This is a genomic window from Pseudomonas sp. MWU318 (assembly GCF_016756945.1).
Lineage (GTDB): Bacteria > Pseudomonadota > Gammaproteobacteria > Pseudomonadales > Pseudomonadaceae > Aquipseudomonas > Aquipseudomonas putida_A.
Genome location: NZ_JAESJL010000008.1, coordinates 1 through 16,094 on the forward strand (window position 1 = coordinate 1; position 16,094 = coordinate 16,094).

Genomic DNA, 16,094 nt, shown 5'->3' on the forward strand with positions numbered 1-16,094 from the left:
AAGGCTGCGATCTTTTGACTTTAATGGCTCATGCCCAGTAACTGCTGACGCAACTCGGGGTTACGGGTGCGCGGATCCAGCCAGATATCGAAAAACGCCCGGGCAAACTGCGGATCATCGATTTCATGCTGCAACTGCTGACCGACAAAAAACCGCGCGCCCTGCCCCGGCAGATACACGCCCGTGATCCGCGTGCCGGCCTGCACATCGACGAACGATTGCTGCATTTGTCCTTGCCACCTGGCCAGTTGCGCGGGACTGACGCCCGAGCCAGCCAGGCGTTTGATTTCATCGACGCTGGCCTGCACCAGATCATCGCGGGAGATCTTGCGCCGGTAGATCAGTTCCAGGGCGAAGGGCTGCTCGGTGGACAACGGGCGTGCCGCGCTCCACAACCGGGCGTTGTAGACGTCAAAGCCGAACACACTGAAATCACCGGTGCCGATGATTTTCGCGCCGGGCACGGCGTCCTGCCAATTGGCCCAGGTCGGCGTCAGCAACAACGCCCACAAGCCGATGCCACAGCACCCACGCAGCAACTTCGATGGTTTGCTCATCGCGGCATCGACTCCGGTAAACCCTGATCTTCAGAGCATAGCGGATATCACTCGCACACTTTGTATACAAAAATTGTCGATCAATGCAGCAATCGGTTACCTTGGCCGTTCCATTCCCGGAGGCCTCCCGCGTGCTGATCCTTAAATTACTGCTGATCCCCGGTTTTCTGCTGCTGATTTCCCTCGCCGGCAAGCGCTGGGGACCGAGCGTGGCCGGGTGGCTGTCGGGGCTGCCGGTGGTGGTCGGGCCGATTCTGTTTTTCCTCGCCATCGAACAGGGGCCGCAGTTTGCTGCGCAATCGGCGGTGGCGGCGCTGTCGGCGATGTTCGCCATGATCGCCTTCTGCATCACCTACGCGCAGGTGGCGCAGCGGGCGAACTGGCCGTTGGCGCTGACGGCGTCACTGTCGGTGTGGGCGGTGCTGGCGCTGGGGTTGTCGCTGATTCCGTCGTCACTGACGCTCTCGGTCGCGGCGGCGGCGATTGCCCTGCTCGCCGCGCCGTACCTGTTTCCCGACGTGCAGCCGGTACTGAACGGCCCGGCGCCGAAGTCGGACAAACTGCTCTGGCGGATGATTGCCGGTGCGGCGCTGACGCTGCTGGTGACCATGCTCGCGAGTACCGTGGGCGAGCGCTGGAGCGGCTTGCTCGCGGTGTTCCCGGTGCTCGGCAGTGTGATGGCGGTATTCTCTCAGCAGACCCGTGGCCCAGCGTTTACCGCGGCATTGCTGCGGGCGACGGCGACCGGCATGTACTCGTTTTCGGCGTTTTGCCTGGTGTCGGCGCTGACCCTGCCAACCCTGGGCCTCAGCGGATTCATCGCTGGTGTCGCGGTGTCGGTGGCGATGCTCGGGGTCACCCGCAAGTTGCTGGCCCGACCGACTCCCGCCAAAAGCCCACAACCTCAAGGCTGAGGCAGCCTGACAAACCGCGCTGGAATGCCAGGCATGCTCCGTGGGATCATCGCCGCCCTGGCGCGACCATCCCTCGGAGATTCACATGTCATTGCTCAGCAAGAAAGCCGTCGTCCTGTTGCTGGCGGCGGTCGCCGGTTTCGGCGCCCTCAACGCCCAGGCAGCCAAGCCCAAGGAAAAAGCCTCGACCAACAACGTATCGATGCTCGACGGCAAGTTCACCTTCGTCCTGCCCAAGGGTTTTACCGCCGACCCGCTGCCTGCCGGGCCGACCGGTGCCAAGGGCACGATGTACACCAATCAGGCGACCAAGACTGTGGTCATCGCCGCGGAAAACCAGATCGCCGGCGGCGCCAGCGTCAAGGACAACGACAACGAATTTCTCGATGGCAGCCTGGCGAGTTTCATCGATGACCAGCGCAAGGCCCTGCCGGACTTCAACAAGCTCAGCGAAAAAAGTCTGACCCAGAAAAGCAGCGGCCTCGGGGTGCGTCAGGTCGACAGCACCGCCACTCAGGGCGGCGGCCAGACCCTCAATACCACCCTGCTCGCCGCCTCCGGCAAGCGCATGGCGCTGGTTCAGGTGATTTCCCGGGCCAGCGACAAGAGCGGTCACGATGCGCTGGTGAAAACCATCCTCAAGGACAAGTGATCCCTACGGATTGAGCTGCTGCAGCCAGGCGTTCAAGTCGCGCAGTTCGGCGGAACTGATGCTGTGGCCGACACCGGGATAAGCGTGAAACTCGGGGGCTGTAGCCGAGCTTCTGCAGCAGCGCATTGGCTTCGGTGCCGTCGCGGTATGGCACCCGATCATCGGCGGTGCCGTGGCCAATGAAGATGTGCAGCGGCAACGGTGGCTGCTCGGTCCTTAGCTCAGTTTTCAACACCGGCAACAGGCGTCCGCTCAACGCTGCAATGCCGCCGACCGCCACGGGCGGACGCAGGCCCACCTCGTAGCTCATCATCGCGCCCTGGCTGAAACCGATCAGGTACACCTTGTCCGGGCTGGCGTGATATTTCTTCGCCGCCTGGGCGACAAACTCCCGCAGTTTCTGACCGCTGGCCTTCAGATCATCGGTCTCACCGTTGTAGGCGGCTTCGCCTTTTTTGCGAAACCACTGGAAACGCCCTTCGCCCAACGCCAGCGGCGCCTGCACCGAAAGGTAGTTGTACTGCGCCGGCAGCTGAAACTTCATACCGATCAGATCGGCTTCGTTACTGCCGTAACCGTGCAGAAAAATCACCAGCGGCCGGGTGTTCGCGTCTGGGTGGACCTGTTCAATGTATTTCAGTGGCAAATCGCTTTGCAGCGTGGTTTGCGCGTGGACGGCGCTGGACGCCAGCAGGGTTAACAGGGCAAACGCCTTCAACATAAAGTCTTCCTTCACTGAGTGTCGGGTTCGAGGGCAGCCTAACAGGCTTGATCTGCCTCACCCACCCTGTAGGAGCTGCCGCAGGCTGCGATCTTTTGACTTTGATTTTTAAAAGCAAGATCAAAAGATCGCAGCCTGCGGCAGCTCCTACATTGGACGGCGTCGGTCTGGATTCAGTCGTTGATCAGCTTGCCCACCCGGATCGGCTCGCGCCCCGCCACCTTGGCCTGCCAGATCCCCGGCTGGGTGTAGCGCCCACGATCAATCGCAAACAGCACGCCGCTGGTGCCGGCGCGGACGGTGGTCAGCCGGTCATTCAACGGATCCACCACCTCGAACAGCGCATCCCCCTGCTCGACCCACTCCCCGGCATTGCGCAGGAAACTGACGACGCCATGGTGCGGGGCGAACAGATATTCGGTGCCTTCGAACGGCATGCCTTCGCAGCACTCGCTCGGCGCCGCCGGCCATTCGCCGCTGATGAAACCCTGCTCGGCGAGAAAGCCGAGAATCGCTTCACAATTGGCCTGCGCCTGATCGACCCGGGTGTCGCCCATGCTGCCCAGTTCCAGGGTGGTGGCGAGGTTCGCCGGGGGAATCGCCGCACTCGGAAACGCTCGGGCCAGACGCAGCCACGGCGATGAGCACGATTCATCGAACGAACTGCCACCGGAGTCTTCGCACAACAAGGCCACGCCGGCCTTCAGTCGCGCCGCCAGCGATTGCCAGCGCGGCCAGTGTTGCGGCAATGCGTAAATGTGAATCGCCGCGTCGAAATCGCAATGCAGGTCGAGGGTGATGTCGGCGTCGCAGGCATGGCGCAGCAGCAAGCGGTGCAGTGCTTCCAGTTGCGAGGCCGGGGCTGGCAACTCATCGAGCACCTCGCCCATGGTCTGGCGGATCAGCGCGATGTTGGCCTCGGCATCGCTGCCCAGTTGCTCGCCGATTCGCGCCGCCACCGGCGCGCTGAGTTCGACAAACGAGCGGTTGAAATTCTTGCCGCTACCCAGCTCGAAGCGGCCCATGTGGCTGCCTTGCAGATGCTGGTCGAGGCCAATCGGGTTGGCCACCGGCACGAGCTCGATCACACCTTGCAGACGGCCCTGCTGTTCCAACGCGTTGAGGCGTTGTTTGAGTTCCCACGCGGTGCGCATGCCCGGCAGTTCGTCGGCGTGCAGACTGGCCTGGATGTACACCTTGCGACTGCCCGCGCCGTAACGAAATACGCTGAGGGAACGTTCGCTGCCCAGATGGCTCCAGGGCAGGACATGGTCGATGCGTTGCATGGGAAAACTCCTGAATGGCTGGATCACGCAGATCCCCTGTAGGAGTGAGCCTGCTCGCGATAGCGGTGTGTCAGGCACTAAAGTGGCTGAATGTTAAACCGCTATCGCGAGCAGGCTCACTCCTACAGGGTTCTCCTATGAATCAGAGCACAAAAAAAGTGGCCACCGCGCAAACGGGGCCACTTTTTTCTACAGCGTATTAATGACCGTACACGTCAAAGTCGAAGTACTTGTCCTGGACTTTCTTGTACTCGCCATTGGCGCGGATTTCGGTGATGGCCTTATTGAATTTCTCGGCCAGTTCGGTATCGCCCTTGCGCACCGCGATGCCCGCGCCGCCGCCGAAGTACTTGGCGTCTTCGTAGGTCGGGCCGACGAATTCGAAACCTTTGCCGGCGTCGGTCTTCAGGAAACCGTCGCTGAGGTTGACCGAGTCGGCCAGCATCGCGTCGAGACGACCGGATTTCATATCCAGGTTGGCTTCCTGTTGCGAGCCGTAGCGCACCACTTCAAACCCGGCGTCCTTGGCCATGTCGGTGGCGTAGCGGTCGTGAGTACTGGCGCGCAGCACGCCGACTTTCTTGCCCTTGAGCTCGGTCAGCGGGTCTTTGACACCGGAGCCTTCCTTCATCACGAAGCGCGCCGGAGTGTGGTAGTACTTGATGGTGAAATCGACGTTTTTCTTGCGGTCGTCAGTGATGGTCATCGAGGACAGGATCGCGTCGATCTTCTTCACTTTGAGTGCCGGGATCAGGCCGTCGAACTCCTGCTCGACCCACACGCATTTGACGTCCATCTGTTTGCACAGGGCGTCGCCGATATCGACGTCGAACCCGGTGAGTTTGCCATCAGCGGTTTTCATCGAGAATGGCGGGTAAGCGGCTTCGATCCCCAGACGAATCGGTTTGGCGTCTTCGGCCACTGCGGTCAGGGACAACATCGACAGTGCCAGGGCACCGAACATCACTAGCTTCTTCATTTATTACTCCTGTGTGCGGAGGCTTTTATTGGCAGCTTTCGATTGGCGTTCGGTCAGGGCCGTTGAGCAGCAAAAACCGAAGTGGACGGCAGTCTATGGCGGCGCGCACAGGGCAAATTGTGTTTAGGCGACAAATACTTACAGAAAATCGGCGCACGCGTTGACCGGGATCAACGGTGCGCCGACATGGTGCAAAGGCTGTAGGACAAATCTTTGAAAACGACAAAAATTGCCTTTGTAGGAGCTGCCGCAGGCTGCGATCTTTTGCTCTTTAAAAGTCAAAAGATCGCAGCCTGCGGCAGCTCCTACAAAAGCATTCAGCATTCACATCCAATAGGCGCCTTGGCGGCTTGAGTAGCACTCAAGCTGAAGCCCTCATCCAGCCAGCCGGTCACGCCGCCAATCATCTCCTTGACCGGGTAACCCAACGCCGCCAGTTTCACCGCAGCCTTGTTGGCGCCGTTGCAGTGCGGGCCGGCGCAATAGACCACAAACAACGTGCTCGTCGAATACTCCGCCAGGCCTTCGGCGGTCAGCAAGCGGGTCGGAATGTTGATCGCGCCCGGTACGTGACCGCGCTCGAACGCCAGAGGACCGCGCACATCGACCAGGACAAAATCGACTTCACCGGCCTCCTGGCTGCTGTACACGTCAGAACAATCGGTTTCAAACGTCAGACGGTTGCTGAAATGCATCAGGGCAATCGCCGACGGTGCGGCAGGAATATCGCGAACCAGGCTGGTCATGTTGTGTGGCTCCTTCATCTGTTGGGGTCTGAGCAGACTTTATCGGGCCGGCACTTGGCGCTACAGTGGCGGGCAAGACACTCATCGGGAATTTTCCGCCAAATGCCTGACTCACCTGGATTGGTTGCGATTCTGGCCTACGACGGTCTCTGTACCTTCGAATTCGGAATTGCCGTGGAGATTTTCGGCCTGCCCCGGCCGGAGTTCGATTTCCCGTGGTACGAGCACCGCATCGTCGCCGTCGATCAAGGGCCGATGCGCGCCATGGGCGGGATTCACGTATTGGCCGACGGCGGCCTGGAGCTGCTGGCGCAGGCGCGCACCATCATCATTCCCGGTTGGCGCGACCGCGCGGGCCCCGTACCACCGGCATTGATCGACGCCTTGCGACAGGCCCACACCCAAGGTGCGCGGCTGTTGTCGATCTGCTCCGGGGTGTTTGTGCTGGCCGCCAGTGGCTTGCTCGACGGCCACGGTGCGACCACCCACTGGCGCTACACCGATGAACTGGCGCGACGCTACCCGGCGATCGCGGTCAATCCGGATGTGCTTTACGTCGACTCCGGCCAGTTGATCACCTCGGCGGGAAGTGCTGCCGGGATCGATGCCTGCTTGCATCTGCTGGCACGGGACTTCGGTACCCAGGTTGCCAACTCAGTGGCCCGGCGGCTGGTGATGTCGCCGCAACGCACTGGCGGTCAGGCGCAGTTCATCCCGACGCCGGTCAGCGCGACACCCCGCAACGACTTGTCGCGGGTGATTCAGTGGGCCCGCGAGCGCTTGCACCAACCGCTGGAAGTGCGCGATCTGGCCAGCGAAGCGGCGATGAGCGAGCGCACCTTTCTGCGCCGTTTCACCGAGGCCACCGGGCAATCGCCCAAAGCGTGGCTGCAACACGAGCGACTGGCTCGGGCGCGGGAGTTACTGGAGAGCACCGTGCACAACACCGAGCAGATCGCCCAGCGCTGCGGTTATCGCTCGGTGGAAAGTTTTCGCGTGGCGTTTCGCAGCGTGGTCGGGGTGCCGCCGTCGGTGTATCGGGAGCGGTTTGGACGTGGGGTCAAAGCGATTTCCTGAGTTGAATTTCCGGACGCCATCGCTGGCAAGCCAGCTCCCACAGGTTTTGCGTGGTACACACCACCTTGTTTCAACTCAGAAACCTGTGGGAGCCGGGCTTGCCCGCGATGAGGCCTGCACCGACCGCCTACAAATCAAGGCTTGCGCAACAGATAGGTATCCATGATCCACCCATGCTCGGCCCGCGCCGCTTTGCGCGTGCGCTCGATCTCAGCTGCCACATCGTTGAGCTTGCCGCTGATCAGAATCTCATCCGGCGTGCCCAAGTAGGCCCCCCAATAAATCTCTGTCTGCTGATCCGCCACATGGTGGTAGGAATCTTCAGCGTCGAGCATCACCACCAGGCTGTCGGTGTCACTCACCTGCCCCGCCGCCAGACGCCGGCCCGTGGTGATTTCGATTGACCGACCAATGCTGTTCAATGGCACCTTATGCTGCGCCGCCAACGCCTGAACGCTGGTAATCCCCGGGATCACTTCAAACTCGAAAGCACAGCGGCCTGACGCCAGAATCGCCTGCAGGATACGAACGGTGCTGTCGTACAGCGCCGGGTCGCCCCACACGAGGAATCCGCCGCACTGCTCGTCAGCCAATTCTTCATTGATCAGTTGTTCGAAGGTTTCTTGCTTGGCGCGATTCAGATCATCGACCGCGCGGGTGTAGTCCACGTCGCCGCGCGCGCGCTCCGGGCTGTGGGCTTCGACGAAGCGATACCCAGGGTCGGTGATGTAGCGCGCACAGATGTCGCGCCGCAGATCGATCAGTTTGTCCTTGCTCGGGCCTTTGTCCATCAGAAAGAACACGTCGACCTGATTCAGCGCCTTTACCGCCTGCATCGTGATGTAGTCGGGGTTTCCGGCGCCGATGCCGATGACCAGCAGTCGTTTCATCACTGTGCTCCCGCAAGATCGATACCCGCCAAGCGTAGCCGCCAGATGCCGTTGAACCGCAGTTCAACCACGGACAGCTGTTCAACATCAATGGCGTTGAACGCCGCGCCCTGTAACACCCGCATCAGTGCCGCACGTATCACAAACGGATGGGTGACGGCGACGATGTGCCCCGGTACGCCTTGCAGACTGGTCAGCCATGCCGCCACGCGTTCGCTCAACTGCATTACCGACTCGCCACCATGGGGTGCCGCCTGCGGATCATCGATCCACGCCTGCAATGCATCGGCCTCGCGCACTTGCAGATCCTTGATCGCTTGCCCGTGCCAGCGCCCCAAATCGCAATCGCGCAACGCTTCGTCCACTTGCGGCGCCGCACCGAACCACTCGGCGGTCTGACGGGTACGCAGTTCCGGCCCGCACAACAAACGGTTAACGCTGGCGAATTTCGCGGCCAACCCGCCGATCGCCAATGGCGGATTTTCAACAGGCTCGTTCGTAGGAAAACGCGACAATTTCTGTGCGACGGTTCGAGCGTGGCAAATCAAAGTCAAACGGGTGGATTGCACTGTATTGCACTCGATGGACATCCGGTAAATCGGCGGCAAACGGCCGTTCCTGGGGCAATTGTGCCGTAAACCGGGAGCCAGAGGGGATCCTGCTACCTTCTCGCCCGAAATTCTGAAGGTAAAAAAACGTCAATGTCTGACACGTCAGTGGGCAATGGACTACAAGGAACGGCGACATCTGTGTAGGCCTTGTTACACGGGGTTATCACGTTATTTAAACGCTTAATCGCTACCACTAAAAATTCACTAGACATGTAACCTGAGTTACATAAATACTGTTTTAACGGATTGTGAAACGAATTCAACACCCCCCTTCATCCAGCAGGAGCCCGGATGCCCCCTCTCAGAGACTTGATCACCGATCCCGGCCTGGAGCTGACGCCGTCTGAGCGCAAAGTGATTCGCGCCCTGCTCGACCAGTATCCACGCAATGGCCTGGGACCGATGGCGCGTCTGGCCGAACACGCCGGCGTCAGCGATCCGACTATCGTGCGGCTGGTGAAGAAGCTCGGATTCGGTGGTTATGCCGAGTTTCAGGATGCCCTGCTCAGCGACATGGACCACCGCCTGCGTTCGCCGCGCACCCTGTTGCAGCCGCGTTCGCACCTGAACAAGGATGATGCCTGGGGCCATTATCTGGCCGACAGCCAACGCCTGATGGTGGAAACCCAGGCCCTGACGCAACCTGAAGACGTGCGCATTCTGCTCGATTGGCTGCTCGACACCCGGCACCAGATCTACTGCTTCGGCGGGCGCTTCAGCAGCCTGATGGCCAACTACCTGCTCAATCACTTGCGCCTGCTGCGACCCGGCTGCTTTGCGCTGGAAGACAACGCGCAACTGCCCGACCGCCTGTTCGATCTGCAACGCCAGGACGTGGTGCTGCTGTTTGACTATCGGCGCTACCAGTCCCAGGCCCTGCGGGTTGCCTCGGCGGCGAAGAACCACAACGCGCGGGTGGTGTTGTTCACCGACATCTATGCCTCGCCGCTGCGCGAACTGGCGGACCTGATCATCAGCGCCCCAGTGGAATCGGCCTCGCCGTTCGACACCATGGTGCCGGCGCTGGCCCAGGTCGAGGCGCTGATTGCCTGCCTGACCCTGCGCAGCCCCGATCTGGCCGATCGCCTGGAAGGCATCGACGCCCTGCGCAACGACTTCAACACCCATCTGCTGGAGGATAAATAAGGATGTTCAGTCTTCCCCACCGCTCGCCGCGCGATTTGCCGTTCGTCACCGACCACACCGCATTGCTGCTTGTGGACATGCAGCGTGCCTGGCTCGAACCGCAGTTCGACCCGCACCTGAACGGCCCGGACGCCGAGTATTTCCTGACCCGCGCGCACATGCAGGTGGTGCCCAACCAGCGCCGTTTGCTCAGTGCCTTTCGCGAAGCGCGGCAGAACGTGCTGCACACGATTATCGAAAGCCTGACCGCCGACGGTCGCGACCGCTCGCTGGATCACAAACTGTCGGACATGCACCTGCCCAAGGGCAGCACCCAGGCGCGGATCATCGACGACCTGACCCCGGTGGAAAACGAAATCGTGTTGCCGAAAACCTCATCCGGGGTGTTCAACTCGACCAACATCGATTACGTGCTGCGCAACCTCGAAACCCGTCACCTGATCATCGCTGGCATCGTCACCGACCAGTGCGTCGACATGGCCGTGCGGGATGCCGCCGACCGTGGCTATCTGGTGACGCTGGTCGAAGACGCCTGCGCCACTTACACCCCGGCGCGGCATGACGCCTGCCTCAACGCGATCAAAGGCTACTGCTGGATCAGCGACACGCAAACCGTGCTCGGCCGCTTGCAGGAGATGCGTCCATGAGCGAGCGCCTGACGCCGTTGCCGATGACCACCATCGTCACCACCGACCTGATCGGCATCACCCGTGGCCGCTCGTTTCCCACCGATCAGCTGGAGCATTATCAAGCGGCCGGGTGCGGCTGGGTACCGGCCAACAGCGCGTTGACCCCGCAAGACATCATCGCCTCGACCAACCCGTGGGGCGCCTACGGTGATTTGCGGTTGATTCCCGATTTGGCCAGTCGCGTGACGGTCGGTAATGGCCCGGACGCCGCAGCACCGGCGCTGGACTTCATCCACGGCGACATCCGCGAGACCGATGGCCGGCCGTGGAGCGCTTGCCCGCGCACGTTGTTGCGCGATGAAATCGAGCGCTATCGCGACGACCTCGGCTTGCGGGTCAACGCGGCGTTCGAACACGAATTCAACCTGCATACCGGCTTCGCCGAACACCTGGCGTTTTCCCTTGAAGCCCAGCGTCAGGGTGCCGAATTCGGCGGCTGGCTGCTGAGCGCCCTGCGCGCCGGCGGTGTCGAGCCGGAAATGTTCCTGCCCGAATACGGCAAGCACCAATACGAAATCACCTGCCGGCCAACCCTCGGCGTGGCGGCGGCGGATCGTGCGGTCAACGTGCGCGAGATCACCCGCGAAATCGCCCGACAAATGGGCGTCGACGTCAGCTTCGCGCCGAAAACCAAGGCCGACGCGGTGTGCAACGGTGTGCACCTGCACGTCAGCCTGCTCGACCTGCAAGGTCTGCCGCTGCTGTACGACGCCGGCACCAGCAACGGTCTGTCGACCCTCGGCCAGCATTGGGCCGCAGGGATCCTGCATTACCTGCCGGCGCTGTGTGCGTTCACCGCGCCGACACCGGTGTCCTACGAGCGTTTGCAGCCACACCACTGGAGCGCGTCCTATGCGTGTCTGGGGCTGCAGAACCGTGAAGCGGCGCTGCGCATTTGTCCGACCGTGAGCCTGGGCGGCAAATCCGTGGCGGCGCAGTACAACCTGGAATTTCGCGCCATGGACGCCACCGCCTCGCCGCATCTGGCGATGGCCGCACTGCTGATCGCCGGACGGCTGGGCATTGAACAGCGTCTGGCGCTGAACGCGATCACCGATGAAATTCCCGATTCACTCAACGACGAGCAACGCAAGGCCCGGGGCATTGTGGCCCTGCCCGCCTCGCTGGCCCAGGCGCTGGATTGCCTGCGTGACAGTGCAGCCTTCAATCAATGGCTGCCCAAGCCGTTGCTCGACACTTACCACGCCCTTAAAACCGAGGAACTGGCGCTGACGGAACAGCTCTCGCCCGCTGACCTGTGTGAGCACTATGCACGCCTGTACTGAATCCGCCGAGCTGGGGTTGTACACCCGCCCGGTCTACAACCTGAGCCGCGAAGATTCATCGCATCCGTTGATCCTGGTGTGCGAGCACGCCAGCCGCTACATCCCCGAGGCCCTGAACAATCTGGGCCTGGACGATGCAGCCGCGCGCGAGCACATCGCCTGGGACATCGGCGCACTGCAACTGGCTGAAAAGCTGTCGGAGACACTCGGCGCAACGCTGTTGAGCGCCAACTATTCACGGCTGCTGATCGACCTCAACCGGCCCCGACATGCCCCCGACAGCATTCCGGCGCAGAGCGAGATTTATCAGGTGCCCGGTAACCGCGAACTGGACGAAGCCACTCGCGAATACCGGCGCCAGACCCTGTTCAAACCGTTTCACGCGCGGCTGCAGACCCTGATCGACCAGCGCGTCGCACAAGGCCAGGCGGTGCGGGTGGTCGGGATTCACAGTTTTACTCCGGTGTATTACGGCCAGCCGCGCCCACTGGAAGTCGGCGTGCTGTTCGGACAGGCCGGCGCCTATGCGCAACGGTTAATCGACGGCCTCGGCCAGCACCCGCTGAAAGTCGCGGGCAACCAGCCGTACCGGGTTGATCCGCTGGGTGACATGACCGTTCCGGTGCACGGCGATGCCCGGGGGCTGGAATCGGTGTTGATCGAGGTGCGCAACGATCTGCTGCGCAGTCCAGAGGCGGTTTCGCTGTGGGCCGAGCGCCTGGCGCCGCTGCTGTAAAGAATGCTGCAAGACTGCTGACGCTGTAACGATGGATCGACATAACAACTAAAAACGCTGGATAGGCTGACAAGGAGTTGCGCTTCATGGAAATAGAAGAGTTCGGCTACAAACAGGAGTTGAAACGTAGCCTGACACTGACCGACCTGGTGGTGTACGGGATGATCTTCATGATCCCCATCGCCCCCTTCGGCGTGTATGGCTACGTGAATGCCGAGGCGCCCGGGATGGTGCCGCTGGCCTACATCATCGGCATGGTCGCGATGCTGTTCACCGCGCTGAGCTACGGCAGCATGGCCAAGGCGTTTCCGGTCGCCGGTTCGGTGTATTCCTACGCGCAACGCGGCCTCAATCAACACGTCGGCTTCATCGCCGGCTGGCTGATGCTGCTCGACTACCTGCTGATTCCACCGCTGCTGTACGTCTACGCGGCGATGGCCCTGAACCATCTGTACCCGGACATTCCGAAGGTCGGCTTCATTCTGGCGTTTCTGGTCAGCGCGACGTTCGTCAACCTGCGCGGGATCACCTTCACCGCACGGATGAACATCATCTTCCTGCTGGCGCAGCTGGTGGTACTGGGAATCTTCCTGTTCTACGCCTGGAACGCCCTGCACAACGGCGGCGGCAACGGCGAGCTGACCCTGGCGCCGCTGTATCACCCGGAAACGTTCAACTTCGCCCTGCTGATGCAAGCGGTGTCGATTGCGGTGCTGTCATTCCTCGGCTTCGATGCGATCTCGACCCTCGCCGAAGAAATCAAGGGCGATCCGGGCCGCAGCGTCGGCCGCGCAGCGCTGATCACTCTGGTGGTGATGGGCGTGATTTTCGTCGTACAGACCTGGATCGCCACCGATCTGGCTGCTGGCATGGGTTTCAAGTCCGCCGACACCGCATTCTATGAAATCGCCGAAATCGCCGCTGGCAGCTGGCTGGCCACCCTGACCGGTGTCGCCACGGCGCTGGCCTGGGGCGTCGCGGTGGCGATCACCTCGCAAGCGGCAGTGTCGCGCCTGCTGTTCGGCATGGCCCGCGATGGCAAGTTGCCGAAAGTGCTGGCCAAGGTGCACCCGAAGCACAACACCCCGTACCTGAGCATTTATCTGGTGGCGGTGCTGTCGCTGGTGATCTGCTACCTGTTCATCAATTCGGTCGACACCCTGACTTCGCTGGTCAACTTCGGTGCACTCAGCGGTTTCATGCTGCTGCACCTGACAGTGATCAACTACTACTGGCGTCGGCAGAAGTCCGGTCAGGTCGTACGCCATCTGATCTGCCCGGTGATCGGCTTCATCATCGTCGCCGCCATCATGTACAACATGGGCGTCGATGCGCAGAAACTCGGCCTGATCTGGATTGCGCTGGGTCTGGTGTACCTGTTCTTCCTGAACAAGCTCGGCGCCAGCACAGCGCTGCCTGACCCGAGCAATGGCTGACAAGAAAAAGAGCGGCGTCTGACATCAAATCAGGCGACCGCCGCTTTAAAGCGTGGCAACCGACAGTGATAGTCAGGTTCGGTGGGGATCACCGGACCCTTTGATACAGGAGTGCATCCATGCTGGTCTTACGCCCAGTCGAGCCAACCGACCTGCCGCAATTGCAGCAACTGGCCCGCGACAGTCTGGTCGGCGTCAAGTCGCTGCCTGACGACAGCGAACGCCTGCGCGAAAAAATCGCCGGCTCCTGTGCCTCGTTCGACAACGACATTCAGGCGCAAGGCCCGGAGAACTACTTCTTCGTGCTGGAAGACCTCGACACTCAACGGCTGGTCGGTTGCTCGGAGATCCTCGCCACGGCCGGTTTCAACGAACCGTTCTACAGCTTGCGCAATCGCCACTTCACCAGTGCTTCGCGGGAACTGAACATCGAGCACGGGGTGCCGGCGTTGTCACTGTGTCACGACCTCAGCGGACACACGCTATTGCGCGGGTTTCACATCGACAACGCACTGGTGCGCAGCGCCTTTTCCGAATTGCTGTCGCGGGCACGGCTGCTGTTCATCGCCGCTCACGCACAACGCTTTGCCGATGCGGTGATCACCGAGATCGTCGGCTATAGCGATGAGAACGGTCATTCGCCGTTCTGGGACGCACTGGGCAAACACTTCTTCGACCTGCCCTACGTCGAGGCCGAACGCCTGTGCGGTCTGCAAAGCCGCACGTTTCTCGCCGAACTGATGCCGCAATACCCGATTTACGTACCGATGCTGCCTCCGGCAGCGCAGGAATGCATCGGCCGGATTCACCCGGACGGCCAGGAAGCGTTCGACATCCTCGAGCGCGAAGGCTTTGAAACCAACAGCTACATCGATTTGTTCGACGCCGGCCCGACCCTGTATGCGCGCACCGCGAACATCCGTTCGATCGTCCGCAGCCAGACCGCTAGCGTGCGCGAACAGGCAAAGATCGACGCCCGCGGCCATTACCTGCTGAGCAACGACGCGCTGCACGGTTTCCGGGCCATCGTCGCCGAACTGGATTACCAGCCCGATCAACCGCTGTCGCTGACGCCAGCCCTGTGCGCGGCGCTGAAGGTCACCGCTGGCAGCACGATCAGGCTCACAGCGCTGTGAACCGCGCCCGGTTGCACACCCAACGACAGTGCCCGAACAGGCGCGTACAAGGAGTTACCGCATGATCGTCCGTCCGGTCAAAGTCAGCGACCTGCCAGCGCTGATGACCCTGGTGCAACAGGCCGGGCCGGGGTTCACCACCCTGCCGGCCAATGAGGATCGCCTCGCCCACCGGGTGCGCTGGGCTCAGCGCGCGTTCGCCGAACAGGTTGAACGGGCCGACGCCGACTATCTGTTCGTGCTCGAAGACGACGACCTGCGTGTGGTCGGCGTCAGCGCCCTGACCGGCGCGGTAGGCCTGCGGGAGCCGTGGTACAACTATCGGGTGGGCCTGACCGTAAGTTCGGCACCGGATCTCGGTATTTCGCGGCAGATCCCCACGCTGTTTCTCAATAATGAGCTGACCGGCCAGTCGGAGCTGTGTTCGCTTTTCCTGCATCCGCAGCATCGCCATGGCAGCAACGGTCGATTGCTGTCGTTGGGGCGCCTGCTGTTCGTGGCCGAATTTCCACAGCTGTTTGGCGAGAAGATGATCGCCGAACTGCGTGGCAGTGCCGATGAACGCGGCTGCTCGCCGTTCTGGGACAGCCTGGGCCGACATTTTTTCAAGATGGACTTCAGCCATGCCGACCACCTGTCGGGGCTGGGCAACAAGTCATTCATCGCCGAACTGATGCCGCGCCAGCCGTTGTACACCTGCATGCTCACCGAGCAGGCACAAGCCGTCATCGGCCAGCCGCACCCCAACACCGAACCGGCGCTGAAGATCCTGCGCGAAGAAGGCTTTACGCATAAGGGCTACATCGACATCTTCGATGGCGGCCCGGTGATCGAGGCCCCGATCGGCAACATCCGCACCGTGCGCGACAGCCTCGCGCTGACCCTGAGCCTCGGCACGCCGGACGAACAGGCACCGTTGTGGCTGATCCATAACCGGCGCCTGGAGAACTGCCGCATCACCGTGGCCCCCGGTCGTCTGGTCGGCAATAGCCTGGTGGTCGATCGCCTCACCGCCAAGCGCTTGCAGTTGCAACCGGGCAATTCGGTGCGCGCGGTGCTGCTGCCCAGGCAACAGCAGCAGGCGGTAGCCGCCTGATCCGCGGTTTTGCCAGTGAAAATCCGCTGATTGCAGATGAAACCTTTCAGCTGCTGGATCCTTTATCAACGCCTCACTCGCAAATTCGTCATGAACCTTGACCCATTCGCGTGATAGCCTTTTCATTCTTCGGCGT

16 protein-coding genes and 1 pseudogene are annotated in these 16,094 nt (G+C 61.5%); 10 read left to right on the forward strand and 7 right to left on the reverse strand.

Annotated elements, in window-relative coordinates:
• Positions 1 to 20 precede the first annotated feature (20 nt).
• A complete protein-coding gene (locus tag JN524_RS18585; protein ID WP_202370277.1) occupies positions 21 to 557 on the reverse strand; it encodes a chalcone isomerase family protein in 537 nt (178 codons plus the stop codon).
• 131 nt (positions 558 to 688) lie between these two features.
• On the opposite strand from JN524_RS18585, the gene JN524_RS18590 reads away from it, so the two are divergent.
• Positions 689 to 1,471 (forward strand): hypothetical protein, encoded by a 783-nt coding sequence (locus tag JN524_RS18590; protein ID WP_202370278.1) that lies wholly within the window; start codon positions 689 to 691, stop codon positions 1,469 to 1,471.
• 85 nt (positions 1,472 to 1,556) lie between these two features.
• Positions 1,557 to 2,123, forward strand: a complete 567-nt coding sequence (locus JN524_RS18595; protein WP_027611648.1) for a hypothetical protein — start codon at positions 1,557 to 1,559, stop codon at positions 2,121 to 2,123.
• 3 nt (positions 2,124 to 2,126) lie between these two features.
• On the opposite strand, the pseudogene JN524_RS18600 reads toward JN524_RS18595, so the two are convergent.
• The 4 genes and pseudogenes from JN524_RS18600 to JN524_RS18615 form a co-directional block, all read right to left on the reverse strand.
• A pseudogene (locus tag JN524_RS18600) lies at positions 2,127 to 2,844 on the reverse strand (alpha/beta hydrolase).
• Positions 2,845 to 3,017: 173 nt separating this feature from the next.
• Positions 3,018 to 4,130 (reverse strand): M14 family metallopeptidase, encoded by a 1,113-nt coding sequence (locus tag JN524_RS18605; RefSeq protein WP_202370279.1) that lies wholly within the window; start codon positions 4,128 to 4,130, stop codon positions 3,018 to 3,020.
• Positions 4,131 to 4,329: 199 nt separating this feature from the next.
• Positions 4,330 to 5,109: an ABC transporter substrate-binding protein gene (locus tag JN524_RS18610; RefSeq protein ID WP_003226194.1), complete on the reverse strand. Its 780-nt coding sequence runs from the start codon at positions 5,107 to 5,109 to the stop codon at positions 4,330 to 4,332.
• A 317-nt stretch (positions 5,110 to 5,426) separates the two neighbouring features.
• Entirely contained in the window at positions 5,427 to 5,855 is a 429-nt protein-coding gene (locus JN524_RS18615; RefSeq protein ID WP_134786754.1) for a rhodanese-like domain-containing protein, read from the reverse strand.
• A 102-nt stretch (positions 5,856 to 5,957) separates the two neighbouring features.
• Here JN524_RS18615 and ftrA point away from each other — a divergent pair, with 102 nt between their 5' ends.
• Positions 5,958 to 6,932 (forward strand): transcriptional regulator FtrA, encoded by a 975-nt coding sequence (gene ftrA, locus JN524_RS18620; RefSeq protein WP_202370280.1) that lies wholly within the window; start codon positions 5,958 to 5,960, stop codon positions 6,930 to 6,932.
• A gap of 134 nt (positions 6,933 to 7,066) precedes the next feature.
• Here ftrA and cobF read toward each other — a convergent pair whose 3' ends face one another.
• Together cobF and JN524_RS18630 are read right to left on the reverse strand one after the other, a co-directional pair.
• The gene (gene cobF / locus JN524_RS18625; protein ID WP_202370281.1) at positions 7,067 to 7,822 is read right to left on the reverse strand and encodes a precorrin-6A synthase (deacetylating); all 756 of its coding nucleotides are present in this window, start codon (positions 7,820 to 7,822) and stop codon (positions 7,067 to 7,069) included.
• The gene (locus tag JN524_RS18630) at positions 7,822 to 8,412 is read right to left on the reverse strand and encodes a histidine phosphatase family protein (protein WP_202370486.1); all 591 of its coding nucleotides are present in this window, start codon (positions 8,410 to 8,412) and stop codon (positions 7,822 to 7,824) included. Before JN524_RS18630 ends, cobF begins: the two co-directional genes overlap by 1 nt.
• A gap of 312 nt (positions 8,413 to 8,724) precedes the next feature.
• On the opposite strand from JN524_RS18630, the gene JN524_RS18635 reads away from it, so the two are divergent.
• The 7 genes from JN524_RS18635 (at position 8,725) to astA (ending at position 15,958) form a co-directional block, all read left to right on the forward strand.
• Entirely contained in the window at positions 8,725 to 9,579 is an 855-nt protein-coding gene (locus JN524_RS18635; protein WP_202370282.1) for a MurR/RpiR family transcriptional regulator, read from the forward strand.
• A gap of 2 nt (positions 9,580 to 9,581) precedes the next feature.
• Positions 9,582 to 10,226: an isochorismatase family cysteine hydrolase gene (locus JN524_RS18640; RefSeq protein ID WP_202370283.1), complete on the forward strand. Its 645-nt coding sequence runs from the start codon at positions 9,582 to 9,584 to the stop codon at positions 10,224 to 10,226.
• Positions 10,223 to 11,554 carry a glutamine synthetase gene (locus JN524_RS18645; protein ID WP_202370284.1) on the forward strand — a complete coding sequence of 444 codons (1,332 nt, stop codon included), beginning with the start codon at positions 10,223 to 10,225 and terminating at the stop codon, positions 11,552 to 11,554. Before JN524_RS18640 ends, JN524_RS18645 begins: the two co-directional genes overlap by 4 nt.
• A complete protein-coding gene (locus JN524_RS18650) occupies positions 11,538 to 12,290 on the forward strand; it encodes an N-formylglutamate amidohydrolase (protein WP_134786759.1) in 753 nt (250 codons plus the stop codon). The genes JN524_RS18645 and JN524_RS18650 overlap by 17 nt, the downstream gene beginning before the upstream one ends.
• 86 nt (positions 12,291 to 12,376) lie before the next feature.
• A complete protein-coding gene (locus JN524_RS18655; RefSeq protein ID WP_027611637.1) occupies positions 12,377 to 13,726 on the forward strand; it encodes an APC family permease in 1,350 nt (449 codons plus the stop codon).
• A gap of 119 nt (positions 13,727 to 13,845) precedes the next feature.
• Positions 13,846 to 14,862: an arginine N-succinyltransferase gene (locus JN524_RS18660; RefSeq protein WP_202370285.1), complete on the forward strand. Its 1,017-nt coding sequence runs from the start codon at positions 13,846 to 13,848 to the stop codon at positions 14,860 to 14,862.
• Positions 14,863 to 14,923: 61 nt separating this feature from the next.
• Complete coding sequence (astA, locus tag JN524_RS18665) at positions 14,924 to 15,958, forward strand: arginine N-succinyltransferase (protein ID WP_202370286.1); 1,035 nt, start codon at positions 14,924 to 14,926, stop codon at positions 15,956 to 15,958.
• Positions 15,959 to 16,094 lie beyond the last annotated feature (136 nt).

What these genes read in the sequence shown, in the direction of transcription:
- JN524_RS18635 (WP_202370282.1), top strand. Translation starts at nt 8,725, where the DNA reads ATGCCCCCTCTCAGAGACTTGATCACCGATCCCGGCCTGGAGCTGACG.
- JN524_RS18595 (WP_027611648.1), top strand. Translation starts at nt 1,557, where the DNA reads ATGTCATTGCTCAGCAAGAAAGCCGTCGTCCTGTTGCTGGCGGCGGTC.
- JN524_RS18640 (WP_202370283.1), top strand. Translation starts at nt 9,582, where the DNA reads ATGTTCAGTCTTCCCCACCGCTCGCCGCGCGATTTGCCGTTCGTCACC.
- JN524_RS18615 (WP_134786754.1), bottom strand. Translation starts at nt 5,855, where the DNA reads ATGACCAGCCTGGTTCGCGATATTCCTGCCGCACCGTCGGCGATTGCC.
- JN524_RS18645 (WP_202370284.1), top strand. Translation starts at nt 10,223, where the DNA reads ATGAGCGAGCGCCTGACGCCGTTGCCGATGACCACCATCGTCACCACC.
- JN524_RS18630 (WP_202370486.1), bottom strand. Translation starts at nt 8,412, where the DNA reads ATGTCCATCGAGTGCAATACAGTGCAATCCACCCGTTTGACTTTGATT.
- JN524_RS18605 (WP_202370279.1), bottom strand. Translation starts at nt 4,130, where the DNA reads ATGCAACGCATCGACCATGTCCTGCCCTGGAGCCATCTGGGCAGCGAA.
- JN524_RS18585 (WP_202370277.1), bottom strand. Translation starts at nt 557, where the DNA reads ATGAGCAAACCATCGAAGTTGCTGCGTGGGTGCTGTGGCATCGGCTTG.
- JN524_RS18610 (WP_003226194.1), bottom strand. Translation starts at nt 5,109, where the DNA reads ATGAAGAAGCTAGTGATGTTCGGTGCCCTGGCACTGTCGATGTTGTCC.
- JN524_RS18660 (WP_202370285.1), top strand. Translation starts at nt 13,846, where the DNA reads ATGCTGGTCTTACGCCCAGTCGAGCCAACCGACCTGCCGCAATTGCAG.
- astA (WP_202370286.1), top strand. Translation starts at nt 14,924, where the DNA reads ATGATCGTCCGTCCGGTCAAAGTCAGCGACCTGCCAGCGCTGATGACC.
- ftrA (WP_202370280.1), top strand. Translation starts at nt 5,958, where the DNA reads ATGCCTGACTCACCTGGATTGGTTGCGATTCTGGCCTACGACGGTCTC.
- cobF (WP_202370281.1), bottom strand. Translation starts at nt 7,822, where the DNA reads ATGAAACGACTGCTGGTCATCGGCATCGGCGCCGGAAACCCCGACTAC.
- JN524_RS18650 (WP_134786759.1), top strand. Translation starts at nt 11,538, where the DNA reads ATGCACGCCTGTACTGAATCCGCCGAGCTGGGGTTGTACACCCGCCCG.
- JN524_RS18655 (WP_027611637.1), top strand. Translation starts at nt 12,377, where the DNA reads ATGGAAATAGAAGAGTTCGGCTACAAACAGGAGTTGAAACGTAGCCTG.